Annotated in this window: 25 protein-coding genes, 1 tRNA gene and 2 pseudogenes; 14 read left to right on the top strand and 14 right to left on the bottom strand. The window is 50.8% G+C overall.

Features of this window, described 5'->3' with window-relative positions; genetic code table 11:
* Positions 1 to 158 precede the first annotated feature (158 nt).
* From AB9F27_RS19340 to fliL, 5 genes are all read right to left on the bottom strand, one after another.
* Positions 159 to 2,564, bottom strand: a complete 2,406-nt coding sequence (locus tag AB9F27_RS19340) for a hypothetical protein (protein WP_335586842.1) — start codon at positions 2,562 to 2,564, stop codon at positions 159 to 161.
* The gene (gene motA / locus AB9F27_RS19335; protein WP_335586843.1) at positions 2,561 to 3,430 is read right to left on the bottom strand and encodes a flagellar motor stator protein MotA; all 870 of its coding nucleotides are present in this window, start codon (positions 3,428 to 3,430) and stop codon (positions 2,561 to 2,563) included. Before motA ends, AB9F27_RS19340 begins: the two co-directional genes overlap by 4 nt.
* Positions 3,431 to 3,499: 69 nt before the next feature.
* Entirely contained in the window at positions 3,500 to 4,111 is a 612-nt protein-coding gene (locus AB9F27_RS19330; protein ID WP_039003217.1) for a MotE family protein, read from the bottom strand.
* Entirely contained in the window at positions 4,108 to 4,500 is a 393-nt protein-coding gene (locus AB9F27_RS19325; protein WP_335586844.1) for a hypothetical protein, read from the bottom strand. Before AB9F27_RS19325 ends, AB9F27_RS19330 begins: the two co-directional genes overlap by 4 nt.
* Before the next feature lie 9 nt (positions 4,501 to 4,509).
* The gene (fliL, locus tag AB9F27_RS19320; protein WP_335586845.1) at positions 4,510 to 4,998 is read right to left on the bottom strand and encodes a flagellar basal body-associated FliL family protein; all 489 of its coding nucleotides are present in this window, start codon (positions 4,996 to 4,998) and stop codon (positions 4,510 to 4,512) included.
* A 123-nt stretch (positions 4,999 to 5,121) separates the two neighbouring features.
* On the opposite strand from fliL, the gene fliF reads away from it, so the two are divergent.
* The 5 genes from fliF (at position 5,122) to AB9F27_RS19295 (ending at position 10,246) form a co-directional block, all read left to right on the top strand.
* Entirely contained in the window at positions 5,122 to 6,798 is a 1,677-nt protein-coding gene (gene fliF / locus AB9F27_RS19315) for a flagellar basal-body MS-ring/collar protein FliF (protein WP_335586846.1), read from the top strand.
* On the top strand, positions 6,798 to 7,400 hold the full coding sequence (locus AB9F27_RS19310) for a flagellar biosynthesis protein (RefSeq protein ID WP_335586847.1): 603 nt from the start codon (positions 6,798 to 6,800) through the stop codon (positions 7,398 to 7,400). The genes fliF and AB9F27_RS19310 overlap by 1 nt, the downstream gene beginning before the upstream one ends.
* A complete protein-coding gene (locus AB9F27_RS19305) occupies positions 7,393 to 7,674 on the top strand; it encodes a FliM/FliN family flagellar motor switch protein (RefSeq protein WP_082802213.1) in 282 nt (93 codons plus the stop codon). Before AB9F27_RS19310 ends, AB9F27_RS19305 begins: the two co-directional genes overlap by 8 nt.
* A 4-nt stretch (positions 7,675 to 7,678) precedes the next feature.
* Positions 7,679 to 8,419, top strand: a complete 741-nt coding sequence (gene fliP / locus AB9F27_RS19300) for a flagellar type III secretion system pore protein FliP (RefSeq protein ID WP_369756758.1) — start codon at positions 7,679 to 7,681, stop codon at positions 8,417 to 8,419.
* 807 nt (positions 8,420 to 9,226) lie between these two features.
* Positions 9,227 to 10,246, top strand: coding sequence for an IS110 family transposase (locus tag AB9F27_RS19295; RefSeq protein WP_335586848.1), 1,020 nt, complete (start codon positions 9,227 to 9,229; stop codon positions 10,244 to 10,246).
* Between the two features lie 490 nt (positions 10,247 to 10,736).
* Here AB9F27_RS19295 and AB9F27_RS19290 read toward each other — a convergent pair whose 3' ends face one another.
* Complete coding sequence (locus tag AB9F27_RS19290; RefSeq protein ID WP_369758020.1) at positions 10,737 to 11,312, bottom strand: hypothetical protein; 576 nt, start codon at positions 11,310 to 11,312, stop codon at positions 10,737 to 10,739.
* Positions 11,313 to 11,912: 600 nt separating this feature from the next.
* On the opposite strand from AB9F27_RS19290, the pseudogene AB9F27_RS19285 reads away from it, so the two are divergent.
* Positions 11,913 to 12,108 (top strand): annotated as a pseudogene (locus AB9F27_RS19285) (transposase); the annotation flags it as partial.
* Between the two features lie 81 nt (positions 12,109 to 12,189).
* Here AB9F27_RS19285 and AB9F27_RS19280 read toward each other — a convergent pair.
* The 8 genes and pseudogenes from AB9F27_RS19280 to AB9F27_RS19250 form a co-directional block, all read right to left on the bottom strand.
* Entirely contained in the window at positions 12,190 to 13,407 is a 1,218-nt protein-coding gene (locus AB9F27_RS19280) for an MFS transporter (RefSeq protein ID WP_335586850.1), read from the bottom strand.
* A 405-nt stretch (positions 13,408 to 13,812) separates the two neighbouring features.
* A pseudogene (locus AB9F27_RS22240) lies at positions 13,813 to 14,329 on the bottom strand (hypothetical protein); the annotation flags it as partial.
* A 190-nt stretch (positions 14,330 to 14,519) separates the two neighbouring features.
* Positions 14,520 to 14,714, bottom strand: a complete 195-nt coding sequence (locus AB9F27_RS19275) for a hypothetical protein (protein WP_335586156.1) — start codon at positions 14,712 to 14,714, stop codon at positions 14,520 to 14,522.
* Between the two features lie 1,013 nt (positions 14,715 to 15,727).
* Positions 15,728 to 15,844 carry a DUF6500 family protein gene (locus AB9F27_RS19270; protein ID WP_335586159.1) on the bottom strand — a complete coding sequence of 39 codons (117 nt, stop codon included), beginning with the start codon at positions 15,842 to 15,844 and terminating at the stop codon, positions 15,728 to 15,730.
* A 72-nt stretch (positions 15,845 to 15,916) separates the two neighbouring features.
* The gene (locus tag AB9F27_RS19265) at positions 15,917 to 16,255 is read right to left on the bottom strand and encodes a GFA family protein (protein WP_335586158.1); all 339 of its coding nucleotides are present in this window, start codon (positions 16,253 to 16,255) and stop codon (positions 15,917 to 15,919) included.
* Positions 16,256 to 16,463: 208 nt separating this feature from the next.
* On the bottom strand, positions 16,464 to 17,165 hold the full coding sequence (locus AB9F27_RS19260; protein WP_335586155.1) for a YafY family protein: 702 nt from the start codon (positions 17,163 to 17,165) through the stop codon (positions 16,464 to 16,466).
* An 8-nt stretch (positions 17,166 to 17,173) separates the two neighbouring features.
* Positions 17,174 to 17,479, bottom strand: a complete 306-nt coding sequence (locus tag AB9F27_RS19255; RefSeq protein WP_335586154.1) for a hypothetical protein — start codon at positions 17,477 to 17,479, stop codon at positions 17,174 to 17,176.
* A 452-nt stretch (positions 17,480 to 17,931) separates the two neighbouring features.
* Positions 17,932 to 18,007, bottom strand: a tRNA-Lys gene (locus AB9F27_RS19250).
* Between the two features lie 126 nt (positions 18,008 to 18,133).
* Between AB9F27_RS19250 and dapF the strand changes: the two genes are divergently transcribed.
* From dapF to AB9F27_RS19210, 8 genes are all read left to right on the top strand, one after another.
* On the top strand, positions 18,134 to 18,955 hold the full coding sequence (gene dapF / locus AB9F27_RS19245) for a diaminopimelate epimerase (RefSeq protein ID WP_369758019.1): 822 nt from the start codon (positions 18,134 to 18,136) through the stop codon (positions 18,953 to 18,955).
* Positions 18,952 to 20,220: a tRNA (N(6)-L-threonylcarbamoyladenosine(37)-C(2))-methylthiotransferase MtaB gene (mtaB, locus tag AB9F27_RS19240; protein WP_335586152.1), complete on the top strand. Its 1,269-nt coding sequence runs from the start codon at positions 18,952 to 18,954 to the stop codon at positions 20,218 to 20,220. The genes dapF and mtaB overlap by 4 nt, the downstream gene beginning before the upstream one ends.
* Complete coding sequence (locus AB9F27_RS19235; RefSeq protein WP_335586151.1) at positions 20,217 to 20,843, top strand: glutathione S-transferase; 627 nt, start codon at positions 20,217 to 20,219, stop codon at positions 20,841 to 20,843. The genes mtaB and AB9F27_RS19235 overlap by 4 nt, the downstream gene beginning before the upstream one ends.
* A gap of 78 nt (positions 20,844 to 20,921) precedes the next feature.
* Positions 20,922 to 21,542 (top strand): FMN-binding negative transcriptional regulator, encoded by a 621-nt coding sequence (locus AB9F27_RS19230; RefSeq protein WP_335586150.1) that lies wholly within the window; start codon positions 20,922 to 20,924, stop codon positions 21,540 to 21,542.
* An 18-nt stretch (positions 21,543 to 21,560) separates the two neighbouring features.
* Positions 21,561 to 22,169, top strand: a complete 609-nt coding sequence (locus AB9F27_RS19225; RefSeq protein WP_335586149.1) for a glutathione S-transferase — start codon at positions 21,561 to 21,563, stop codon at positions 22,167 to 22,169.
* Positions 22,170 to 22,339: 170 nt separating this feature from the next.
* A complete protein-coding gene (petA, locus tag AB9F27_RS19220) occupies positions 22,340 to 22,921 on the top strand; it encodes a ubiquinol-cytochrome c reductase iron-sulfur subunit (RefSeq protein WP_335586148.1) in 582 nt (193 codons plus the stop codon).
* A 10-nt stretch (positions 22,922 to 22,931) separates the two neighbouring features.
* Entirely contained in the window at positions 22,932 to 24,263 is a 1,332-nt protein-coding gene (gene petB / locus AB9F27_RS19215) for a cytochrome b (RefSeq protein WP_335586147.1), read from the top strand.
* A gap of 17 nt (positions 24,264 to 24,280) precedes the next feature.
* Positions 24,281 to 25,063, top strand: a complete 783-nt coding sequence (locus AB9F27_RS19210; protein WP_335586146.1) for a cytochrome c1 — start codon at positions 24,281 to 24,283, stop codon at positions 25,061 to 25,063.
* Positions 25,064 to 25,112 lie beyond the last annotated feature (49 nt).

Genomic DNA, 25,112 nt, shown 5'->3' with positions numbered 1-25,112 from the left:
TATGGACTTACAACAATGACCGCCCGAATATGGGCATAGGCGGCATGACCCCCGCCCAGAAACTGAAAATGGCCGCGTAAGTTCTACAGCCGCACCCCATTAGAAATGGGGGGATTACCGGGGGATTACCGCAATATTATTCCGAAAAGAAAACCGCATCAATTATCTCCTAAAGGGCCCCCAAATTTAACTAGAAGTTCGGTTGCGACTCTCCTAACGTTACGAATTTCATTCAGTTTTCCCCTCAATGAAGCAAGTTTGATATCTTCGACCTTATTCTCCACGGAAGTTTTATCTTGAACATCAAGTAGCGTTGCAGCCGCACTCAAGTCTGAAGATGATTGCCTAGAAATGGCCGCAAGGTCTCGACCTCTCCATTGAGCTTCAATGGCTGCGTCATCATTGCCAAGCTTAGCTTCCTCAAAAGCTCTAAGCTTATTGTCTTTTAACAAAACTGCGGCTCTAATTCGGATTCGTGTAGCTGTCTCATTGTTGGGGTAATTTGCTGTCAACTCTACAGCCATGTGCGGCTCGTTTCTATTGTTGGCAGCGGCGGCAAATATCAAAGCGTCACCTTCTTCGTCCTGCTCTTGAATTCCTAAAATTTTTACCGGAAAACTTGACAACCCATTGTCAACTAGTCGCTTGGCCAAGCGTTGTTTCAAAGAACGTGAAAGGTCCAGCGCAACAATCAATTCTTCGTTAGTGTAGACAAACTCAAGAAATTTCGCAGTGTCCATATTCTCATATGCCCCAATCAGAGTTTGAGAAAACAAGCTCAAGCTGATTTCTGGTGTCAAAACGTTCGTTTCAGATGACGCTGCCAAGATGTCCCACGCCTTCTGAAGACTGTTGTTTTTCACTATGGCTGCTACTAACGTTGGTATGATTTTGGCTTCTATTTCAGTACCTCGCAATTCAAACGTCAAAGCTTCGAGTTCCAGAATTCTAGATTTTAAAATGGGTTTTTTATTTAGAATTTCATTTTGAACAATTTCAAGTAGAGCTTCGATTGAGGTTTCCGAGCCACCTCCAGCAATCGTTGACAATGAATCTATTGCCTTAATCGAGTAGCCTTGAGAAATTTCTAATTTGGCATCCGCTAAGGTGAATTCGTCGCCGTGTTGCCCTTCCGCCCTACTAACTGCATTCCTAATTTCTACTGCAGTTTTGCGATCGCTTGCTTGTAAAAACTTTTCCACCAATCGTGGGCCCAAATAGCGGCGCAGATGTAGTGGCAGTTCAGAAAACGATTTCTTCACGAAAGGTAGGTTAATGGAATGGTTTTTCGGAATCTCATTGCCTGAGAGAATTGCCCACATGGCACCCGCAGTGGCGCAGTTAAGCTGTTCAGACAGGACACCCTCCTGAATTCCGCTGCCATACTCAAGTGTCCAAGCAATTTCAAAAAGCAAATTATGGTTACTAAGCTGAGTACTTTGTGTTCTAATTACTTGCATTGCCTCACTACCGAAAGTAGCGTAAATATACGCCATTGCGAGGCTTTCGGCCGCCTCATTTGATGCTGCGTCGAATTCACTAAACAGCCGAATGCGAGCGTTAGAAATTCCCGAGAATATCGCCCCCTCGGTTCCCCAATTCTCAACACTAAATGCCTCCTTCGGTAGACATTCGTTCTTTAGCCCATTCGTTCGAAGTGGACCGCTGTTGGCAAACGCATCAATCACGCCTTGATCAATGCTGGTTGTTGCTTGAATGCGGATATGTGGAGCTTTTCTGTTGGGAACCTCGGCAGTCGGGCCAACACTTCCTGAGGCAAGCGGTTCATTCAGAATGATCGGTTGAGGTGGAAAGGTCGGCCTTTCCAGCAAATTTGGTTCTAGAAGACCTTGGGTGGAGGCGCGCCCAATTTGGTTGGCCAACCTCGATTCCATTCCTGTTATTTTGCCACTAGAAATTTCTGCAATGGCGGTGTTAGCGGGTTCGTTCAAAAGCCTAGGAAATGTATCGAACAACAATGAAACACCGCGTTCTGAAGCTGGCAGTGGTTTTAAAGCAAAATCTAGCGCATGATTTTTTGCTTTGTCAATTTCTGACTTACTAACATCATTGTCTTTCTTTTCTTGAAGAGGCGCATTGGTATCAAGTAATCGAATAATAGGTTGAGCCGCGATCACAGTTCTGTCGTCTGGCCCCTCATCTTCTATACTCCTTAGAGCGTTTTCAAACAGAGAGCCCGAGATTGGTTGGCCATCTAAAACGTCCAAAACCAGCTTCCCTTCTTTGAAATCGAAGGCATTTGCATGGCAGGTGCAATTCACAAACAGCCTAATTTCGTTTTTCTGCGATGCAAACTCGAGATCGGAAATCCGCGTTCTCGGTATTAGCCGATACACATTTGAAAAATCGATTTCATCAATTGGCGTTTCAAATCGTACAATGTATCCACCATCAAACCGCCCCATTTCCCAGGTCACCGCATTTTGAAAAGGCAAAACAATACGAGAAAAGTTTTCATGTTCCCCAGATCTAGCGATAATTGTTTGGGAGTATGCTGGAAAAGAAACCAACAACAATAAGACTATTTGAACGATCCGTTTCATGCGGCCTCGGTTTTCACGTCTTTTAGAGCTTCTTCCAGTTCGCTAAAACTTGGGCGACTATGACTTGGCGTATTCTGCCTGCCGACTTCTATACAAATGTTTGTCGAATGATTATGTAGATTTGCCACTAAGACTACTCGAATTAGGCCATAAAAGTGTGAATCCTCCTCTACAACAGACTGTACTTTTGCAGCGAATGGACCCATCAATCCATAAGCTAAAAATACACCCAAAAAGGTACCAACGAGAGCGCCGCCGATTAGTTTCCCAAGAACTTCTGGCGGCTGGTCGATGGACGCCATTGTTTTTATAACGCCAAGAACCGCGGCAACAATTCCAAGTGCAGGAAGGCCATCCGCAAGTGATTGCATAGCGTGGCTTCCGTGCATCGCATGGTGGAAATTGGCCTCCATGCGCTTCTCAAGCACTTCTTCTACTTGATGCGGGTCATCATAATTCATCGATGCCGAGCGAAGGGTATCACAAATGAGTGCAACAGCCTCTTTGTCCGACAGGATTTTCGGGTATCTTGTGAAAATTGACGATGTTTCTGGCGCTTCTATGTGCTCCTCAAGCCCAACGGGGTTCTGACGAGCCAAACGAATAAGTTCAAAAAGCAGGCAAAGCATATCTCGATAGTCTGAGTGCTTCCACTTAACGCCTTTGAAGACCTTTCCAAGATCTTTGATTGTAGATTTCGCGCCGGCTCCATCGTTAGAGATCAAAAATGCGCCAGTACCTGCGCCACCAATCATCATAAACTCGAAAGGAAGAGACTTCAGGATAATTGACATCTTACCGCCAGCGGCGAGATATCCCCCAAATACCATAACAAATATGACTATGATTCCAATAATTCCCAGCATAGCGTAAATCGATCCATTTCAGTTTTGTTGCACTCACTATGGCAAAAGGGTGTTAAGAATGTTTTTCGATTATAGGCCTTCTCGAGGAACATTGGCATTTCGGCCCGCCAGAATGACACTAATCGCATAAGCGGTTTCTGGTTTGAGCCCCGCCAGAATATCCGCCGCGGCATCTGGCTTCATTCGCACGAGGAAACCCGATGAAAAGTTTGGATCCATTTCTTCGAAAAGCGCGGCGGCATCTTTTGACTTCATGTTTTCATACATCGCGGTTAACTGGCCTAAATCCGATTCTGATGCGGAGTCCGCTCGTACTATAGTGGCGTCCAGCGCCAATTCCGCCTCGATGAGTTCGGCCAAACTCTCAGAATATTTTTTCTCTGCCAACTCGAGAGCGACCATACGATTCTCAAGCGCGAGTTCTCTGTTCATGACGCGTTCTTCTCGTGAACTTAGGTCAGAAAGCAAATTTGCAATACCAGCACTTGGTTCGCACAAAGCTGATTCCCCATCACTCTCATTTGCACGAAGCGCTTCAATTTCCTTAGCTATGGCGATGCCGGTTCCACCACCGAGCCTTAATACTCCCGACATTACAAAAAGCGCCGAAACAATGAAAAGAGCGTAACGGCCTTGCCTCGCCTTCCTTTTTTTCGGAGTTGAACGCTTGCTCGCAGTCATGCGGTAGTCTCCTCTTTTGGTTTTTGACTGTGCCTCAAAAACTGAAGATCCTCATACTCAACGACTTTCTCATCATCCTTCGGGCGCAACTCAGGCTCAGACGCTTTTGGTAAGTCGTGCAAGGAAGCAACGAGAAGTTCCAAATGTTGCGCGGATTTTTCAGCACGCGTCGTTAACTCTAATAGTGAAGAAGTGGAAGAAATTGCGGCGTTTTGGGCCTTGGATAGAGTTTTGGTCATATCGTCAACTTGGGTCGACATCAAAGCCACGGCACCACCCACTCCATGCTCCAAATCATTGAATTTTTTGAGTCGGCGGGAAAGTACGATGCAGTAGATAGCGGAACCAAGGGCGCCAGCGATGAGTAATATGTCGGCAATAAGTGTCATAGGAACCTCCTAATTTAAAACAAATTCCATGATGAGAAGATCCCGGACGTGTCCCTCGCCAGTTACCATTTGAATACGACGCAGCATCTGCGCGCGTAGCTTAATAAGCGAGGACGGGCTCTCAAGTTCGGTGATATCAACTGCCCGAAGATAACTATTTAGGACGTCAACAATGCGCGGAACCAATCGCGTAACGTCCGCAACGCTTTTTGGCTCAACTTCGATCTGAGCCGTAAAGCGAAGATGCTTTGATCTGCCCGGACCACCCAGTGAAATGAGCAACGGATCTAGAGGAACAAACTCAACATTTGGAAGCGCATCTATTTCCACATGTTCAATTTCCGGATCATCGCTTGGCTGGCCAAAAATCATCCCTGTTTTTACGGCAGCAAAGCCACCGCCTCCCCCCAGAAGCAATAGGACCAAACCTATGACCATAGGTTTCTTGGAGGACTTTTTCTGTTCGTTCTCGCCAGTAGGCTGCTCTTTGTCGGCCATGTCATCACCATTAAGTTTCAACATGTTCTTTATAGGCAGACGAAAACTAACCGATTGTTAAGGCTGTTCGCAGAAAGTCATTTTTGAAGAAGTGGCAGAAGCCCTGAATAAAGGAATATCAATTTGCAACAGCTCCTGTCTGTTTGGTTTTCTCTCAACCCGCGCCGCCGAATAATGGTCGTCGTCTCTACTGTGGCCATGTTCGCGGCGATTCTGGGGCTCTCTCGCATTGCCGCAAATCCCGGAATGGCCCTCTTGTATGCAGGCGTCGAAGCAAATGCGGCAGGGGATGTAGTCGAAAGCCTTGAGCAGCGCAATGTAGACTACGAAGTCCGAGGGGAATCGATTTATGTCGATTCGAGCCGCCGCGATGAGTTGCGCATGACGCTTGCGGCAGAAGGGCTTCCTGCCAATAGTACTAAGGGTTACGAGCTCCTTGATACGCTGTCCGGATTTGGAACAACGTCGCAAATGTTCGATGCTGCTTATTGGCGCGCAAAAGAAGGGGAATTAGCGCGGACAATTCTGGTCAGCCCGAATATTCGAGCCGCGAGAGTTCACCTTTCAAACTCATCATCACAACCTTTCCGACGCGACACGAGCCTTTCAGCATCTGTGACGGTTTCCAGTCAAGGCGCGGGTGTGGACGGCGCACAAGCGCGGGCGTTAAGAAATTTAGTGGCATCAGCCGTTGCGGGCCTCACGCCGGAAAATGTGTCAATTATCGATGCGCGCGCCGGAGTGATTATCGGAGCCGATGATTCGCTGTCTGGCGGAAGTTCCTCGGACGATAAAGCCCTTGAAATGCGCCGAAGTGTGGAGCGCATTATTGAGGCACGCGTTGGGGTCGGAAAGGCTATTGTAGAAGTAAGCGTCGAGACGGAAACCGACAGTGAATCCATTTTCGAGCGGACTTTCGATCCTGACTCTCGGGTCGCAATCAGCACCGACACAGAAGAACGCTCCACAAATTCAAATGAAAGTGGATCCGGTAGTGTTACTGTTGCGAGCAATCTTCCCGCAGGAGATGCGGAAGGTGGTGGCGATACCAGCACCAGTCAAAACAGTGAAATCCGGGAGCGCACAAATTACGAAGTTTCAGAAGTTAAGCGGGAAATCCTAAAGGTTCCTGGAGCAATAAAGCGCTTAAGTGTCGCTGTATTGGTAGATGGATTGCGAACTATTGAAACAGATGGAAGCGAGAACTTCCAACCCCGTAGCGACGAAGAAATTGCATCCCTGAGAGACCTTGTCGCATCAACCGTGGGCTTCAACGAATCGCGCGGGGACACCATAACAATCAAATCTATGGCCTTTGAGCCGCTTGCCGACGTTGGCACCGAGGCCACAATTTCAACGATTACATCCTTGGGTGTCAACGTTATGACGGTTATTCAACTGGTGGTCCTTGGCCTTGTTGCAATTATTTTAGGGTTGTTTGTCGTAAGGCCAATTTTAACCAGCGGCACCCTTGAAATCGCCAGTAGTGCGCCGCAGCCAGTTATCGCACCGCCAATTCCCCCAATGCCCAGTTTTGACCTTTCGGTACCACCCGCCTTAAACGGAGAGATCGACGATAACAGCTTCTCTTCTCCCGCGATGTCGACCGTTACTGATTTTGACCTGCCCGATTTAGGAGGGCTCCCTAGTCTCCCGATGGCCTCCGGCTTCGCGGGGAACTCTATGAATGAGTTAGATTCCGATGATCCCGTCGCGAGGCTTCGAGAAATGATTAAGGAGCGCCAAGAGGAAACCGTCGCAACCCTGAAAAGCTGGATGGAAGATGAGGAAACCGCGTAATGTCAAAACCGTTTAAACTTGAAGTATTTGAAAGCGGCAAGGTTTTGTCTCACGTGCAAGACGACGCGCTTGATTTTTCGTCCCTAGAAGAAACAAGGCTTGAGGCTTTCGAGCAAGGCTACAAAGCTGGTTGGGACGATTCTCTTTCATCGCATGTTTCTGATCAGGAGAGAGTTTCTTCCGATTTCGCCCGAAACCTCAATGAACTTGCATTTACGTACCACGAAGTAAGGGCCACGATCCTAAAGTCGCTAGAGCCACTCCTGAGAGAAATGGTCGCCAAGGTCCTTCCAAAAATGGCGAAAAGCGCAATTGGACCACTCGTCGCCGACCAAATTATTGAGATGGCCGGAACGCAAAGCTCGATCCCGGTAGAACTCGTCGTTGGACCTATGAACAGGCATGCGTTGGAAAAACTAGCGGCAGGACAAGATAGTCTTCCCCTCAAAATAATTGAGGAAGAATCCTTGGGTGATGGGCAGGTCTATATCCGCATTGGGGAAGCGGAGACCCAAGTGGATTTGGACGGGTTGCTCGACGGGTTTTCAAGCGCCTTGGACGGTTTTTTTGAAACGGAAGATAAGGAAACAAATTATGGATAGCTCTTCGGTCGACGGCAAGAAAGGTAACCCTTTCACAAAGGTACCTATTGAAATCACTGTTTCGGTCGGAAAAGCCCGCCCATTGGTGAAAGACTTACTACTTCTGGATCAAGATTCCATCCTTGAACTCGACAGAACAATAGACCAGCCCGTCGAGTTGTTTGTCGGCAATCGACTCATAGCAAAAGGTGAGCTTCAAGAACTAGAGGGCGACAAGGCCGGACAGCTTGCTGTTCGCCTGACGGAAGTTATCAATATTCAGGAAAGCCTCTAGGATCATGAATTTTAAAACAGTTTGGGCGATGGGGGCCGCAACCGTATTCTTGGTTGTTTTAAATCAGCCCGCCTTCGCCCAAGAGTTATCCCTCTCACTGGGGGACGATGGCTCGATTGCAGCTCGAAGCGTTCAACTGATCGCTTTAATAACGATCTTAAGTATCGTTCCGGGTCTAGCAATTATGGTAACCTGTTTCCCATTTATTGTGACTGTTCTGTCAATACTTCGACAAGCAATTGGCCTACAACAATCTCCTCCTAACATGTTGATCGTGAGTTTAGCGCTCTTTTTGACATACTTCGTCATGGAGCCCGTTTTTACAGAAGCCTGGATCAAGGGAATTTCGCCATTAATTGAAAACCAAATACCAATGGAAGAAGCTTTCAAGGAAGCTATGGCGCCTTTTAGAGAATTCATGGCGGGCCGAATTGATGACGAAACGTTTAATTCTCTCGCAGCTTTACGGCCTGACGCGGTTCTTGGCGAAAGCACGCAGGACCACCCATTGTCGCTGCTAGTGCCTTCTTTCTTGCTGTCGGAAATTGAACGTGCGTTCGAGATCGGATTTTTGGTTTTCCTACCATTCCTAATTATCGATCTTGTGGTAGCTGCCGTGCTTATGTCGATGGGTATGATGATGGTTCCTCCAGCCGTTGTGTCCCTCCCATTCAAGCTGGCATTCTTCGTGGTTGCAGATGGATGGACCTTAATTTCGACATCTCTTGTGAGGGGATATTTTTGAGAAATTTGAGGTAATTTACGCGCCAGATAATACCTTAGTATCGCACGACTGATCCTACTATTGGGTTCAGAGACATCTGCGTCGAAATCGATTTCATCTCAAAAACGGGCTTTGCACCTTAACTCACCGAGGTTTTTCTCGAGAAACAGGCGCAGACTCAAGGAGAATCTTTGAGTTTGCGCCTGTCCTAATTTCGAAGAAAAAAACTCAGCTATAAAGGCACGATTTAAAGACGAACGGATCGTATCGATGATCAAAGAGCAATATATTTTCTCTAAGTCCGCTGACAGATGTCGGGGGCACGGAAGATCTCGGTAACGTTTTGCAAAGACTAAGGGAAACATCGGATCCGATGAGGCGCGGGCGCTGGACGGCGACCCTTGGGCACGTGCCAGCCAAAGGTACTGCCGGAAAGACCAAACCAACGCTTTTGTTTTGATTTCGTGCCTGATGCTCTGACTGACGAACGCGACTTTCGAATTCTAGCGGCCGTTGATGATTACAGCCTCGAGCACTAGGCGCTCGTTTCGTGCAAATCATTACCGGAACGGTCCGATATGCAGCTTGCGGAGCCGAACGTTTAGGTCGCGTATGGTTGCGGTTGGAATTTAGGTAAAGAACTATCGTTCGTGCGATCTGTCATGCCCACGTGAGCGAACTTGCGGGCGTTGAGGAAACAGAGAACCGACCATTCTCCGCGATACACGCCGATGGCTGCATTGCGGATGGGGTGGATGGCTCCTGCACCATCGGCGTCGTAATGCGCCATACTGCAGATGTCATAAACTGTTTGAAAGGAGCCACCCCATGCAAGTTACAACGATTGGCCTTGATTTGGCTAAGAACGTTTTCCAAGTCCACGGTATCGCCGACAATGGAGATGTAGCGTTCAACCGTGCTTTAAGAAGATCGCAAATGTTGCCGTTCTTTGCACGCTTAGATCCCTGCCTCATTGGTATCGAAGCTTGTGGGACGAGTCATCACTGGGCGCGCGAATTGACCAAACTGGGTCATAACGTCAAGCTGATCCCGCCAGTTCACGTGAAGCCTTATGTCAAACGCGGTAAATCAGTTGCTGTTGATGCAGCAGCCATCTGCGAAGCAGTCACTCGCCCTACAATGCGGTTTGTCGAAGTGAAGACACCTGAACAACAGGCAATACTTGCGGTTCATCGGACCCGTGATCTTATTGTCCGGCAGCGAACACAAACGATCAACATGCTGCGGGCGCAATTGGCCGAGTTTGGCGTTGTCCTTCCCCAGGGCGTTGGTCATGCTATTCAATTTGCGAAGAATTATCTTGACGGAGAACAGCCAGACCTTCCTGAAGTTGCTGGCAATGTGATCGTCGAGCTTGGTGACCAGATGCTGTTTTTACATGGAAAAATTCTACGCTGTTCCCGCGAGATAATCCAGATTGCCAAGCGTGAGAAACGCGTTGCACGGCTTCAAACCATTCCGGGTGTCGGCCCGATTACTGCTTCGGCGATTGTAGCAACGATTGGAAGCGGCAAACAGTTCAACAATGGTCGAGAGTTTGCTGCATGGTTAGGGCTGACGCCAATCAACAAATCAAGCGGTGGAAAAGAACGCCTGGGACGCATCTCAAAGATGGGAGACCAGTACATTCGACGCTTACTTTATTTAGGCATGGTGTCCCGAGTACGGCAGATTGCCAAGACACCAGAAGCCTTTGATCCGTGGTTTGCAGATATACTGGCACGAAAACCAACCGAGTTGGCAGCGGTTGCTATGGCCAACAAAACAGCGCGAATAATCTGGGCTGTTTTAACCCGCAACGAACCTTACAAAGTAAGAGTTATCTAACCCTAGAGATCAAGAACAAGAGATTGCAAGACCAATGAAGTGATGGAAAAATTGTCAGCCCTAAAACCAAGATACCCCGTGTTTTGTCCTGAACGCTTGATGTTCGCACTGCGGAATGGGGCTTGGTTCGTGGAAACCATCAGGGCCAGCGGTCAAATGTGCCGCGCTAACAGGCCGGACACAAGACTGCATCTGACAATGTATCAATCACCGAAAAGGGCTTGCAAAGCTGGAGCCATCCACACAGGATAAAATGCACTTCGCTGCAATAACTGGATCAGGTCTCTGCTAAACCCGAAAGAGAAATTTGAGTCGCGGCTTGAGTGTGATCTCTTAGCCCTTGATCGCTCGGCCTTGGTTTCCCCAATAGTGCGTCATTTTTGTGAGCCCGTAGCATCCAGCCCACGGGCTAACTGGACGTTCTGACAACGCACCTTCTATAAATGATAGGTGCATTTATTGTTGCGAGGTCGAAAGTCGTCATGAGAAATCAAGCTCCTGAGGATGTTGCACAGTTTAAAAAACGAGTGGTATCGGCTTGAAATTTGCGCCAGTTCGGAAGGTCTGAACGTTGGAAATTTAAGGTCACATCCATGCCCGACGCACGAAAATTGAGCTGGCAGCCTGGGTTCAAAACGGATTCAGGAGCGTCGCATTCCAAGACGGATGTCAAACCTTTGCTCGGCGTTTCCACTATATACACATTTTCCGGACGTCGGAATTGAAGCTGTACCCCTGAAAATCCCAACTCATACAATCCATGAGGCCCGGGCAATCGAGTAAAAACACCAGAGATGCGTTTTCGATCTTTTATCAAGATAGACAGTTTCAGATGAATCGCCGCCACTTCATCGAGAGGGACAACGTCGGTAGTATTGAAGGTAAACCAGTTATGCACACCGACGCGATTGCGTTTTGACGTTTCTGGACGACTCACCAATGCAAAGCTTCCAATTTCAACGCGGAACAGCTGCGACGTGGTTTCATAGCCGCTTTTACGATCCCAAAAATCTTCAAAGTACTGTTTAGGCACCCGCATCGGAACACGGCGGTCCTCAAGCTGCATCCTAATAGAAAAGTCAACCTAGGTCGCGTCATCCGTGAAGGCTGCACAGGGAAAGCGCTCCTCCGGCATCGGTGTTAATGAGCTGTCTAGGGGGTTAGCGGTTGCCGGTGGGTTTACAAAAGCTAGGACAACAACAAGGCTCACTTTAAGAAAAGAAGCCGCATTCCGCAGAATTACAATCAGTGACAACAACCTTGGGGACCTAATCTGTGTCATAATCGCGATTTTCTGATCTTGCAGAAAAAATAAAGAAACCATAGTTCCCAATGCTACAACATAAGTATCAAACGGATGATAAAGAAATTAGTTTCAAATAGTTATGTGGAAAGATGACTGTAAACAATTTGGGTGCAAAATAACCAGTGTAGCTTCCTCCGAAAAGATGACACTGACGTAGGCAGCGATTTTTTTACCTGCTGATCTTCAACTCAAAGGAGGTCACCCACCAAGTAATTGAGAAGTCCGGCCACGAGTCCGAGCGCCAGAATAAAACCAAATCGCTGCGACGACCGTCAAGGTATGCTCACGTCTTATTCTGTTGGAAAACCCTTCTTGATTTGAGAACGCCTGGCTGAATCAGCTTCCTTGTGGATATGAGGGATTGAGGATCCTGTTCCATCTGACCACGTATCTCGGGCAATTGGTTTGTCCAGTGTTCGCCAACATTTGTCTGAGTTTTACAATACGACGGGTCGTCCTTCTATTGAGCCATAACGAATGATGCGCATGTTATTGGTTCTGCAAGCTGGGTCTGACGGATCCTATTCCCGATCATTCCACGTTCTCCAAGAACCGCCCCTCTCATCGCTGCAAGCAGCGACTGCCATTTGATCAATTAGGGCTTTGCTTCCGAATTGATCTGGCATTGTCCGCTGGGTCACTTCTGGTTGCGCATAGTTTGAAAAAACTGCTTTCGAGACCCAGCCGGAATTGCGAGTAAGATGAAGAACGCGGAGAGGGGGGCGGCAAGGGTGAACGCCCACGCGAGGGCCCAAACCGGAGCGACAACGACCGTTTCTACAGCAGTCGCAAAGGCAAATGCCACTAGACTGGAACCTGAAGCAATGATGGACGACCCGAGACCCGCCAAGTCTCCGAGCGGGCGCATAGCAAACGCATTGAGGTTGCCGAACAAAAGGCCGAGGGCAAAGAAACCAAACCAAGTTAGACCAAGCAGAAAGACCAGCGGAGGGTGACCACCGCAAATTACGGCAGCGATCAAAAGCCCTGTCCCCGACAATCCCAGCACCATTAGCCCCGCAAATATCGGAACCTCCATCCCTGTGCGCCCGACCAGCCAAACGTTAAACACAAGAGCCAACGCAGTACCTGTTGCCAGAAGTGCAAAGAACACGGGCATCGTTGCCGAGACACCATAAACCGCGCCAAAGAGGTTCGCAGCCACCGCAAAATAGGTAAGTTGTGCGCCAAAGACGAAACCGGTTGCGATGACAATGGGCATAACGTCGATGCGAAACAGCATTTTCCGGATATTTCGCCACAACCTGCGCGGACTTAAGGGCACGCGTTTCTCAAAATGCAGCGTCTCGGGATGTCGCAGCCACAGCCATGCGCCCATCCCCGCCGCCAACATCAGATACGACCAGAACACGCCTCGCCAACCAGCGGCGGCTGCGATCAAAGCACCCAATGTGGGCGCAATCATCGGCACAAGGATAAGCAAGGTGAAAATCACCGACATTATCCTAGCCATGTCCGCGCCTTCATACCGGTCGCGGATCATTGCACGTGTTCCAATTTTCGGTCCAGCGACGCCTATGCCCTGAAGGAACCTTCCAAAAATCACAGCCGAAAAGCTTTCTGCTGTGGCGGCGACCACTGTGCCAATGACAAACACCACCAGCCCAGAAATCACAGCGGGGCGGCGTCCGAAGGCGTCGCTGATGGGGCCAATCAACAATTCTCCGGCAGCCATGCCCAACACGAAGGCTGTAATAATTTGCGCGCCTGAGAACGAAGATTCAGCGTCAAAAGCACTTTCTATTATCGGCATTACTGGCAGCACGCCATCAATAGCGAAAGCAGTCAGGGCAGTCAGCGCAATATAGAGAGAAAGGCGTTCAACTCGGCTCATCAATTGTTTTTCCTGATAAATGATGGCTAAGTTCTCCCGATCTTATGGGATACCCTCGGCAGATTTCAAACAACCTATAGCGCATGACCATGACAAACGACATGCGTTCTGCGCGCTGCATTCGGTAAAACGGGTTCAAACCTGCCGTTAGCTACATTGAGCATCAATGTCCATTTTAGGCCGATAGCTGCCAAGGACAAGTCACTAGATGTGACGGCTTTTCAATCCTACGGCTTCCGTATTGCTTCCCCCTGAAAGGCAAACTCACTCAAACCGAATTGAGAAGGAGCACTAAACACTGGCTTAATTGAATGAAATGGTGAGCCGGTCGGGATCCGAGGCCTACTGTGTGCGCAGGCAGAGTTTTTGGCCTCAAGGGCCGCGTAATTTAAGCGCGATTTTGGCTCATCTGGTTAGTTGTATTATGCGACGCGTCTCCAGTGTCTTGCGTTTAAACCTGTCTCTTTGTTGTAGAATGGCTTTGCCGCGTCCAAAGTAGACATCTGCTTGCGTGACGTTGCTGAGGCTCTCACCCCTCTCAGGGATGCATGAATTACCCGCCGGTCAAAAGGGGGTGTGGCGCGCGACAAAGGCTTCGTTTTGCGCCTCAAGATCACTAGGAAGGAAGTAGTTTTCCGGAAATATCCGGTTCTTCGGGGTTTGGTGCCAACGCTCCACTGCCCAAAAGTCGCGGCTTGCAGCGATGACAGGGGATCTTGCCTTGGGTCTGTGGGGGATAGGGTGCACTGCGTGAGTGCTTCATGCCTTTGTCTCTTGCCACCACTCGGCCACAACCTGACGGAACCAACGCCTCAGTCTCATCCTCAGTCCGCATGTTGGTGCAGGGCTTCCACGAGATGATCTAGCGGCTGTAATCGTCGAAGATAGTGCTGAGATAGAGCCAGCCCCAACCCAGAACCTTGAGTCCGTTTGTCCCGTTGACCGACAGTTGATTGCAATGCAGTCAATGAGAGGGGGCGGTAAAATATGGTGCGGCGGATGCCAAGCTTGGCCAACGTTTGTCGCGCAGACAGGTGCGATCCTTCACCAAGCTGGATACTCTCCAATTTCTCTGTCGCGGCATACCTCATCGTGGTCGCCCCCACCGTTGATCATGCTTTTTTGATTAAACGGAGTTCGAGTGTTTGCTCAGCCATAACCTCTTTTTGATCTCGGGCTTCACGTTGTAGGTCTTTGACCTCGTTGGTTGTGACCGCTCGGATCGTGTCACCCGGCAAGCGCCGCTTGCCGGCTTCCATGAAGCCCTTCGCCCATTTGTAGTAGATGCCCTGTGATATGCCGTCCACGGCCTTCGCCGCGCAGCCCGTCTAAAACGACCCCAATCCTCTCCTCAATAGAAGTTTAGCTTTAAGACTAGCAAAACAATTAGGAGGCCAATGAGGCCTAAAGTAGCCCAAAATACTCGGATTGACCCGAGTGCGTATTCTGCAAGAAAAACGATTAACAGGCAAAAAAATCCAATCGTCCAAAACAACTTCACCACCAAGGGAATTTCGATTCCAACGAAAAGGGTAGCAAAAAAATAGCTGCTGATCCCCCGCCAACGAAAGCAACAGCTCTGACGGCATTGCGCCATATTGGATGCCGTGGCCTGTCCTCACTTCCATAGATAGCACGGCTGATAAAGACGACAATGATTTCTAACACGTCTTCCAAACTCGGGTGCTCCTTTGAATGAACTCACGACACAAATAGCGTAAAGACAGGAAGTGGCAGAATTTTGACAGTCTTCCAATTTAGATGACCTGTACTCACCTTGTTGTGGTTATTCTGATTCTGGGAAAACGTCGCAAAAGAATCGATCAAGCCATGGTTCCAAACCCGCCGCTGGTCTAAACGCAGCGAAAGCCGGCTAAGAGCCCAAAGTGTTCACTACGACTAAGAAAAAAATGCGCTGGACAGACATTCCTTGAGTTTCAATAATACGCAAGGCAAGCCAAAAGATGCTTGCAAAAATGAGCACCGTTGAGCCAATCGCTATCATTAGTTGCCCTGCGCGCCAGATGCGTGACTTGACTGCCCGAAGGATATCATCGTTTATGCGGGCCATCCTTTGTGAGTAGGGTACAGAATGATTTTTAGCAAAGACAAATTGGGCAGGATCACAGATAGAAATAGGCAGACAAAACCGACCCAAGTCGAAATAAAACCCAAACTCAGTCCAATTTGAATGATAGTGTGGTTCATTCTTGCCCCTCAATTTGGTTGTATTTGGGGCCTCAACCTTCATTCGTATAGTCTCAGCCCTTGGCTCAAAATTTCAATGTCTCCTTCGTCCCGTATAGCAAACATTAGTACCTCATAAATGCCGCGCCAAAGGATCAATGTCCGCAACGGAGGACTGCGCAGTGGTATCATTCTTATTGGCGAAGAATGCATAGAATGACAGGCCCACCATCTCGCCCGTCTTGGCGATTTTTTCACCGCAAATCGCAATGATCTTTTGTCTCAGACTCGGCCTCAGGGAACTTTGACCTTCACATGAAAATCATGAGGTTTCCGGATGTCCATCATTCTGTGCCGCATCATCGCAGATTTCATACCATGATGGCTTTTCGCCAACAAATTCATGGGATTGGTTCTTCAGTCTGAGGTCTCCATCAAGGGCATTGGCCGCGATGGGGAAGCTATCTTCTTCGGACAAAATCTCGCCAAGTGAGCTTCCGCAGATTCTACAGAAACAGCGGCCGTAAATATAAGGGGCCGCCGGTTCAAAAAGTTGAACGTGTTCCCGACCTTCGACCCATTTTAGGTCCTCTTTTTTAACGAATGCTATAGTGCTTGCACCGACCTTGCGACATCTTGAGCAGTGACAGGTGCCAACCATTGACGGGGCATTCAACAGTTCAAATCTAACTGCTCTACAGCAACAACTTCCTTCGATCATCGTACAATTCTCCAAGTTTAAAAACGTAAATCCTCACTAGGAACAATATAGGAACGCTTGAGGTGCGGCAAGCCTTGGAAGTGCCGAGTAAGACCAGTCGCGGCGTCTCCGCAGTGCAGCAACGGGTCCACAATTTTCTGGCCTCCCGTTAATGTCTTTCGACATTCTGCTCCATTTCAGCGTTTACTCTTTCAAGGTATTCTTCCAATAGCTGCTCCCGTTCGTCGTCAAAATAGGCACCGGTCAGGTTACAACTGGTTAAGCAGTCAATCCTAAACGATCTAAAATCACCTCGCTTTTCGCACCAACAAGTCATGGTCCAAACCCGCCCCCAATAGGCGTTTTGCAACGGCCAAACCACACGGGTAGAGGCATGATTTTCTAAGGACAGATAGGCTATTTTCAGCTTTTCTTTGTTGCGGATAGCCGCGCGAATTCGTGGCATATGTTCAAAGCCAATCTTGGCTTGCACAAACGGATAGACGCCAAATCCCCAACGTTTAGGGACTGTGCCGTTAGCCGTAGCTACTTTGTCAATTTTCTTGGTTAGAGATGCCGCTGCCGATTGCAATTCTGTGTCAGCAGCTTCTGCTACAATGGCCATACCCAAGTGTAGAGCTTCCAATTCTGCCAACGAAAGGTTCATCGGTGGAAGAAACACAGGTTCGCGCAACATATATCCAACGCCGCGCTCACCATCTATCGGGATGCCTGACGCAACAAGCGTATCAAAATCCCGATAGATGGTGCGCACCGAGACTTCCAAACGCTCGGCAATATCGCGGGCCAAGTGCAAGCGACCATCTTGAACAATCTCGATTATCTCCGAAAGACGGTCGCTCCGACGCATATTCGCCCCTAATTCACGCTGATTTCCAAGGTGGTATGATGCAAGACAACGCTTGGCCCGTCGATCGCTTTCATACAGGCCTCTAGGCTTGGCTCGTTCCCAATTTGAGCCCCTGCAGCTTGGGCCGCTTCAAGCGTTTCCCATTCCACATGTTCGATCCAAAGCCCATCATCGCTGCAGGACAATCGGCGCGAAACAAAGCCCTCCTGTTTGCGGGCAAAGTCGGTTATGGCTTTTGCCGCTTTGGCAAATGCTTCACGGGTTACGCCATCATTCAGCTTGAAGGTGACTGTTTCAATTGTGTGTTGGGTCATCTCTTATCTCCTAGATTTGGTTGACCACACCGACCTAGTATACCTCAACTACCAATTCGTGTCAGTTGAAGAGCATGTGCGCGAACACATTAGCCGTCGAGGCAACGTCCGCTGAAATTTATACTCCTGCGGCATTTGTCGTTCTGCAAGCGCTCGCAGCAAGATTTTTGCACTTCCGCAATGGGCCCAGACCTGCCGTTAGTTGCGCAATACACCAAGGTCAGGTTTGGGCAGAAAATCACTTGCTATAAATAATCTTGCCACGCACCGAAAATACTCTTGGGGCTCTACAATCATCTCACTGCAAGTATCTGTTTAAATTAGAAATTAGCCCACACGACTCGCACTCGGAGTACCACTAAAATCTACGCTTTTCTATGCAGGGCGATTGCTAGGTGGTTGCCACAAACAAAAAATGGATTAGCAGAAAACTGCTAACCCATTGAAATATTTGGTGAGCCGGTCGGGATCCGAACCCGAGACCTACTGATTAAAAGTCAGTTGCTCTACCAACTGAGCTACCGGCCCACACTTGTCGGGCTTCTCTAAGTTTGTGGAGCGCTGGGGTCAAGCCTCTTTTCACACTTTTCCGTCGGATTGCTGGTAAATCTTTTTCAGGGGGTCTATATCGCCCTTATGACACAGGCTTTTCCAATGGATTCCCTTCCTTTCATGAAAATGCACGGGCTGGGCAATGATTTCGTGGTGATCGATTCTCGTGGGCGCGCACCCGTTGTGACGCCTGCTTTGGCGCGTGCATTGGGGCATCGGCACCTTGGTGTGGGATTCGATCAATTGGCTGAAATCCTCGACAGCAAAGATTCGGACGTTGAGTTGGTGTTTTATAACGCTGATGGGTCCACTGCAGGGGCCTGCGGGAATGCCACACGCTGTATTGCCCGACATTTGATGGCCGAATCTGGCACATCACACGTGACTCTGCGCACCGAGCGCGGTGTGCTTTTGGGCGAAGACGCGGGCAATGGCCTCACGCGGATCAACATGGGCGCGCCACTCCTAAACTGGAACGACGTGCCGATCGCGGAAAATATTGATACATTAAGCCTCCCCATTGACGGCAATCCCACCGCCACGGGCATGGGCAATCCACATTGCACCTTTATCGTTGAGGACGCGGACGCCATTGATCTGGAAACTCTCGGCGCGAAGTTTGAGCAGCACCCCCTTTTCCCCGAGCGTACCAACGTGCAGTTCATCTCGCTTCTTGCACCTGATCGCATTCGTATGCGGGTCTGGGAACGTGGCGTGGGCATCACGATGGCGTCTGGCTCAAGCAGCTGCGCGAGTGCGGTCGCCGCCGCCCGGCGTGGACTTACGGGGCGACGCGTGGATGTTGTGCTCGACGGTGGCGAACTCCAAATTGACTGGCGCGACGATGGTGTCTGGATGACGGGCGCGACCATGCATGTCTTTGACGCCAGCCTAAACCGCTCGTTTTTGGAAACTGTCAAATGAGTATCCCAAATTTCATCACGCCAAAATTCACCACCCTTGGCTGTCGCCTCAACGCCTATGAAACCGAGGCGATGAAGGAACTCTCTGAGGCCGCAGGCGTGCAAAACGCGGTCATCATTAACACCTGTGCAGTTACGGCGGAAGCAGTGCGCAAGGCACGCCAAGAAATCCGCAAGCTACGCCGCGAAAACCCAGACGCGAAATTGATCGTCACGGGTTGTGCAGCGCAAACCGAACCCGCCACCTTTACCGCCATGCCCGAAGTCGACATCGTGATCGGCAATACCGAAAAAATGCAGGCCGAGACATGGGCGTCGATGGCCCCCGATTTTATCGGCCAAACCGAATCCGTACAGGTCAACGACATCATGGCCGTCACCGAAACCGCGGGCCATTTGATCGACGGATTCGGCACCCGCAGCCGCGCCTATGTTCAGGTCCAAAACGGCTGTGATCATCGCTGCACCTTCTGCATCATCCCCTATGGTCGCGGAAATTCGCGCTCGGTGCCTGCAGGTGTTGTGATCGACCAAATCAAACGCCTCGTGCAAAAGGGCTACAACGAGGTGGTGCTTACGGGCGTTGACCTTACCAGTTGGGGCGCCGATCTTCCCGCCACGCCGAAACTTGGTGATTTGGTGATGCGGATTCTGACATTGATCCCCGACCTGCCGCGCCTTCGGATCAGCTCGATTGATTCCATCGAAGTGGATGACAACCTCATGCAGGCCATAGCGACAGAACCGCGCCTGATGCCGCATCTGCACCTCAGCTTGCAGGCGGGCGACGACATGATTCTCAAACGCATGAAGCGCCGCCATCTGCGCGACGATGCGATTGCCTTTTGCGAAGAAGCCAAACGTCTGCGGCCGGAAATGACCTTCGGCGCCGATATCATCGCGGGCTTCCCCACCGAGACCGAGGAGATGTTTGCTAACTCCCTTAAAATGGTGACGGACTGCGATCTAACGTGGCTCCACGTCTTCCCCTACTCCGCACGCGTTGGCACCCCAGCCGCGCTGATGCCTGCCGTCGATGGCAATGCAATCAAATCCCGCGCCGCCCGTCTTCGCAAAGCTGGCGACGAACGGGTCGCCCTGCACCTCGCGGCGCAAATCGGCAAGACCCACTCTATTCTGCTCGAAAACCCCCATATGGGTCGCACCGAACAATTCACCGAAGTGCATTTTGACGCCCCGCAAATCGAGGGCCAAATCGTTCAGGCGACGATCCTTGGCGTATCGGGCACCCAACTCACCGCATGAAACCCCTCCTCTATTCCTTTCGCCGCTGCCCCTATGCCATGCGCGCCCGCCTCGCCCTTGCCTCCGCGCAAATCCCCTGCGAGCTCCGCGAAATCCTGTTGCGAGACAAGCCAGAAGCCATGCTTGAGGCCTCTCCCAAAGGGACGGTACCGGTTTTGATTCTGCCAAACGGCGTGGTCGACGAGAGCCTCGACATTATGCTCTGGGCCTTGTCGCAAAACGATCCCGAGGGCTGGCTCGACGGCAAAGCGGAGGCCCTCGCCCTAATTGAGCGCTCGGACGGACCTTTCAAAACCGCGCTGGATCGCTACAAATACGCCACCCGCTATGAGGGCGTTGATTCCACCGAAGAGCGCACAAAGGCCGCGCTGTTCCTGCAGGACCTAAACACGCGATTGACCCAGTCCCCATATCTTCTGGGCGACCACCCGACACTCGCCGACATGGGCATTGTCACCTTCGTGCGCCAATTCGCCAATGTGGATCGCGCGTGGTTTGACGCACAGCCTTGGCCCGATTTGATCCGCTGGCTAGAAACATTTCTGGCCTCGCCCCGCTTTGCCCATATTATGGTGAAACACCCCGTTTGGATGCCAGATACGGCGGGTATCGACTTCCCATAAACCGGCTCTGCGTAAATCCAACTTGCGACCGACTGTATTTTGAGGTGACACTGGCCCAAAATCGACAAAGGACGCAGAATGCACCCGAATCCCATTTTCCACGACGCCAGCCTTGAGCAAAACCTCGGGTTCGCCCGTGAGCGCGGGTTTGGCACCCTTGCGATCAATGGCGAAGACGGCCCCTTATTGGCGCATATCCCGTTTTTAATTTCCGACGATGGTAAAACCGTCGAGATGCATCTGGTGCGCTCCAATCCCATCGCCCGCGCGCTTTCTAATCCCGCACAGGCTGTGGTTTCCGTCGCGGGACCAGACAGTTACATCTCCCCCGATTGGTACGAGATCGACGAACAAGTTCCCACGTGGAACTATATATCCGTCCACCTGCGTGGCACACTCGAAAAGTTAGAAGCGACAGAGCTACGCGCCCACCTTGATCGCCTCTCCGCTGCAAACGAAGCCCGCCTGCTCCCCAAAACGCCGTGGAAGGCAGATAAAATGTCGCCCGACCCCCTTGAAAAGATGATGCGAATGATTGTCCCCTGCCGAATGACCATCGAAAACATCGACGGGACATGGAAACTCGGGCAAAATAAACCCACTGGTGCGCGACACGCGGCGGCAAAAATGACCAAGGCCCATAACTTGGGGCATGAAACCAATACCCTTGCGGCGCTGATGCTCGGCTCCAACGACTAATATTCAAAGGAATTTTACATGGAACTTTTTTATAGTCCGACCTCGCCCTACGTTCGCAAAGTTATGGTCCTGCTGCATGAAACTGGGCGACTTAATGACGTGCAACTGGTCCCGACGCATGGAACGCCCCTCGCCCCGGCCAAAGGATTCGCCGCGCAAAATCCGCTCAGCAAAGTCCCCGCCCTTGCACGGCCAGACGGCGCAACCCTGTACGATAGCCGTGTGATTTGTCAGTATCTGGATGCCCGCGCCAAGAGCGGCCTTTATGGCAACGACAATTCGCGTTGGGATATTTTGACCCTTGAGGCCACCGCAGACGGAATTTTGGACGCAGCCATTTTGATGGTCTATGAAACGCGCCTCCGCCCCGTCGACAAACAATTCCACGACTATATCGAGGCCCAGTGGCACAAAATCGCGAACGCCATTGCCGCCCTTGAGGCGCGGTGGATTGCAAACCTCGAAGGTCCAATCTCAATGGGGCAGATCGCCGTCGCCTGTGCGCTTGGCTATGTCGATTTTCGCCACGACGACCGAGGATGGCGTCAATCGGCCCCCCTTTTGGACGATTGGTATGCAGGATTCGCCGCCCGCGACTCAATGACGGCAACGATTCCCCCTAAATAGGTACGATTTTCGCGGCGAAAACCCCACAATCCACATTTATCTCTCAATCTGCGCCAGATTGACCGCTAGACGGGAACGAATTGGGCCGCTAAACACCGTTTTAAGCCTCCCGCGCATATGCGGGCGACGAACGTTTCTAGCTACCTAAGCTAAAAAATGGAGAGATACTCGTGTCCCACGCAGAAGATCACGAAGGCACACGCCGGGATTTCCTGTACTATGCGACAGCAGGTACAGCAGCAGTTGCGACTGGTGCCGCCGTCTGGCCGCTAGTCAATCAGATGAATCCCAGCGCAGATGTCCAAGCCCTAGCCTCAATTCGTGTTGATATTTCAGAGGTCGAAGTTGGTACGCAGCTGACAGTAAAATGGCGCGGCAAGCCCGTTTTCATCCGGCACCGTACCGAGACTGAAATCGAAGAAGGGCGTGCAGGCGATACGGCCGATCTTGTGGATAACCACGCACGCAACGCCAACATCCTTGATGTCGGCCCCCTCTCGGATCTGAATAACGCAGATGACGCGAACCGCACCTTGGACGAAGCCGGCGCATGGCTCGTGATGATGGGCGTTTGTACGCACCTTGGCTGTGTGCCTTTGGGCGACGGCGCAGGTGATTTTGACGGCTGGTTCTGCCCATGTCACGGCAGCCACTACGATACAGCCGGTCGCATCCGCAAAGGTCCAGCCCCCGAGAACCTTCCGGTTCCAATCGCTGTCTTCGCGGACGAAACAACAATTCAACTCGGATAGGGAAAACGTAATGTCAGGAATTCCGCACGATCATTACGAGCCCAAGACGGGCTTTGAAAAATGGCTAGACGAACGTCTGCCAATCGTTGGCTTGCTTTACGGCACCATCATGATCCCCACACCCAAAAACCTGAACTGGATGTGGATCTGGGGCATCGTTTTGGCCTTCTGTCTGGTGCTGCAAATCATCACCGGCATCATTTTGGCAATGCACTACACGCCCCACGTTGACCTCGCTTTCTCAAGCGTTGAGCACATCATGCGCAACGTGAACGGCGGCCATATGCTGCGTTACATCCACGCAAACGGCGCGTCGCTCTTCTTTATCGCTGTGTATTTGCATATCTTCCGTGGCCTTTACTACGGTTCATACAAATCCCCACGCGAGATCACATGGATCATCGGCATGCTCATCTATCTGATGATGATGGCGACGGGTTTCCTTGGCTACGTTCTTCCTTGGGGCCAAATGTCCTTCTGGGGTGCGACTGTTATCACCGGCCTGTTTGGTGCGATCCCCTTCGTGGGCGAAGCCTTGCAAACATGGCTCCTTGGCGGGCCTGCGGTTGACAATGCAACGCTGAACCGCTTCTTCTCGCTGCACTTCTTGCTCCCCTTCGTGATTGCTGGCCTTGTCATTGTTCACATCTGGGCGTTCCACACGACTGGCAACAACAACCCGACAGGTGTTGAAGTTCGACGCGGTTCCAAAAAAGAAGCTGAAGCAGATACGCTTCCCTTCTGGCCCTACTTCGTGATCAAAGACTTCTTTGCTCTCGCCGTTGTCCTAACTGTGTTCTTTGCGGTTGTTGGCTTCATGCCAAACTACCTCGGCCACCCAGACAACTACATCCCTGCAAACCCCCTTGTGACACCTGCGCACATCGTTCCTGAATGGTACTACCTGCCCTTCTACGCGATCCTGCGGGCCTTCACGGCGGATGTTTGGGCTGTTCAACTGACCTCTGCCCTCACAGGCGGCATTGTTGACGCGAAGTTCTTTGGTGTTATCGCAATGTTCGGCGCGATTTTTGTGATGGCTCTGGCCCCTTGGCTCGATACATCCAGCGTGCGCTCCGGCAAATATCGCCCGATGTTCAAGTGGTGGTTCGCCCTCCTCGCGCTCGACTTCATGGTCCTGATGTGGGTTGGTGCCCGCGATACCGAGTTCCCGCACGATTGGATCTCGCTCATCGGTGCCACATATTGGTTCGCGTATTTCCTCATCATCCTGCCGCTCCTTGGCGTGATCGAGAAACCGCTCCCATTGCCCGACACCATCGAAGACGATTTCAACGCCCACTATCCCAAAGATGCGTCCGACGCATCCGCGGCGAAGTGAGAAAGGATCAGAGAACAATGATCAAGAAACTCACCCTTTCCGCCCTGACTGCTGTCATTTTGACAGCAGGCTCGGCTTTCGCGTCGGGCGACGAAGCCAGCATCCATGATGCGGATTTCTCCTTCGAAGGGCCCTTTGGCAAATATGACCAAAACCAACTTCAACGGGGCCTCAAGGTTTACACTGAAGTTTGTTCGGCCTGCCACGGCTTGCAATATGTCCCTTTGCGCACCCTAGGGGACGCAGGCGGACCTGAACTTCCCGAAGATCAAGTTCGGGCTTATTCCTCTCAGTTCGAAGTGTTCGACCCTGAGTTGGATGACTTCCGCGAAGCCAAACCCTCCGATCACTTCCCCGCTTCGGGTCTTGAAAACGCCCCTGATCTCTCGCTCATGGCCAAAAAACGCGCCGCGTTCCACGGTCCATATGGCACAGGGATCAACCAGCTTATTCAAGGCATTGGCGGACCAGAATACATCGCCGCTCTCCTCACCAGCTACACAGGTGAAGAAAAAGAAGAAGCCGGATCGACGTTCTACGAAAACACCGCCTTCCCTGGTGGCTGGATCGCTATGGCGCCGCCCCTTGCCGGAGAAGATGTTGATTTCGACGACGGTCACAGCAACGAAATCCACCACGAAGCCGAAGATGTTGCGGCCTTCTTGATGTGGACAGCAGAGCCAAAAATGATGGCCCGCAAGCAGGCTGGCTTCGTCGCCGTGCTGATGCTTTTGCTTCTGTCCGTGCTTCTGTATCTGGTGAACAAAAAGATTTGGGCACCCTTCAAACGCAAACACTAGGCTGTTTCAAAGTTTAAAAAGTTTAAAAAGCGTCCTTTTCGAAGGGCGC

This window comes from Falsihalocynthiibacter sp. CO-5D18 (assembly GCF_041205445.1).
GTDB classification, from domain to species: Bacteria; Pseudomonadota; Alphaproteobacteria; order Rhodobacterales; family Rhodobacteraceae; genus Falsihalocynthiibacter; species Falsihalocynthiibacter arcticus.
Note: the sequence above shows the minus strand (reverse complement) of the source record. Positions and strands in the feature narration are given on the sequence as shown.

Bases quoted from the DNA above. Each gene is read 5' to 3' on its own strand.
- AB9F27_RS19230 (WP_335586150.1), top strand. From the start codon at position 20,922: ATGCACCCGAATCCCATTTTCCACGACGCCAGCCTTGAGCAAAACCTC.
- AB9F27_RS19305 (WP_082802213.1), top strand. From the start codon at position 7,393: ATGGATAGCTCTTCGGTCGACGGCAAGAAAGGTAACCCTTTCACAAAG.
- petB (WP_335586147.1), top strand. From the start codon at position 22,932: ATGTCAGGAATTCCGCACGATCATTACGAGCCCAAGACGGGCTTTGAA.
- motA (WP_335586843.1), bottom strand. From the start codon at position 3,430: ATGCTGGGAATTATTGGAATCATAGTCATATTTGTTATGGTATTTGGG.
- AB9F27_RS19295 (WP_335586848.1), top strand. From the start codon at position 9,227: ATGCAAGTTACAACGATTGGCCTTGATTTGGCTAAGAACGTTTTCCAA.
- AB9F27_RS19290 (WP_369758020.1), bottom strand. From the start codon at position 11,312: ATGCAGCTTGAGGACCGCCGTGTTCCGATGCGGGTGCCTAAACAGTAC.
- dapF (WP_369758019.1), top strand. From the start codon at position 18,134: ATGGATTCCCTTCCTTTCATGAAAATGCACGGGCTGGGCAATGATTTC.
- AB9F27_RS19280 (WP_335586850.1), bottom strand. From the start codon at position 13,407: ATGAGCCGAGTTGAACGCCTTTCTCTCTATATTGCGCTGACTGCCCTG.
- fliP (WP_369756758.1), top strand. From the start codon at position 7,679: ATGAATTTTAAAACAGTTTGGGCGATGGGGGCCGCAACCGTATTCTTG.
- AB9F27_RS19260 (WP_335586155.1), bottom strand. From the start codon at position 17,165: ATGCGTCGGAGCGACCGTCTTTCGGAGATAATCGAGATTGTTCAAGAT.
- AB9F27_RS19225 (WP_335586149.1), top strand. From the start codon at position 21,561: ATGGAACTTTTTTATAGTCCGACCTCGCCCTACGTTCGCAAAGTTATG.
- fliL (WP_335586845.1), bottom strand. From the start codon at position 4,998: ATGGCCGACAAAGAGCAGCCTACTGGCGAGAACGAACAGAAAAAGTCC.
- AB9F27_RS19265 (WP_335586158.1), bottom strand. From the start codon at position 16,255: ATGGTTGGCACCTGTCACTGCTCAAGATGTCGCAAGGTCGGTGCAAGC.
- AB9F27_RS19325 (WP_335586844.1), bottom strand. From the start codon at position 4,500: ATGACACTTATTGCCGACATATTACTCATCGCTGGCGCCCTTGGTTCC.
- AB9F27_RS19330 (WP_039003217.1), bottom strand. From the start codon at position 4,111: ATGACTGCGAGCAAGCGTTCAACTCCGAAAAAAAGGAAGGCGAGGCAA.
- AB9F27_RS19310 (WP_335586847.1), top strand. From the start codon at position 6,798: ATGTCAAAACCGTTTAAACTTGAAGTATTTGAAAGCGGCAAGGTTTTG.
- AB9F27_RS19340 (WP_335586842.1), bottom strand. From the start codon at position 2,564: ATGAAACGGATCGTTCAAATAGTCTTATTGTTGTTGGTTTCTTTTCCA.
- AB9F27_RS19255 (WP_335586154.1), bottom strand. From the start codon at position 17,479: ATGACCCAACACACAATTGAAACAGTCACCTTCAAGCTGAATGATGGC.
- AB9F27_RS19235 (WP_335586151.1), top strand. From the start codon at position 20,217: ATGAAACCCCTCCTCTATTCCTTTCGCCGCTGCCCCTATGCCATGCGC.
- AB9F27_RS19210 (WP_335586146.1), top strand. From the start codon at position 24,281: ATGATCAAGAAACTCACCCTTTCCGCCCTGACTGCTGTCATTTTGACA.
- mtaB (WP_335586152.1), top strand. From the start codon at position 18,952: ATGAGTATCCCAAATTTCATCACGCCAAAATTCACCACCCTTGGCTGT.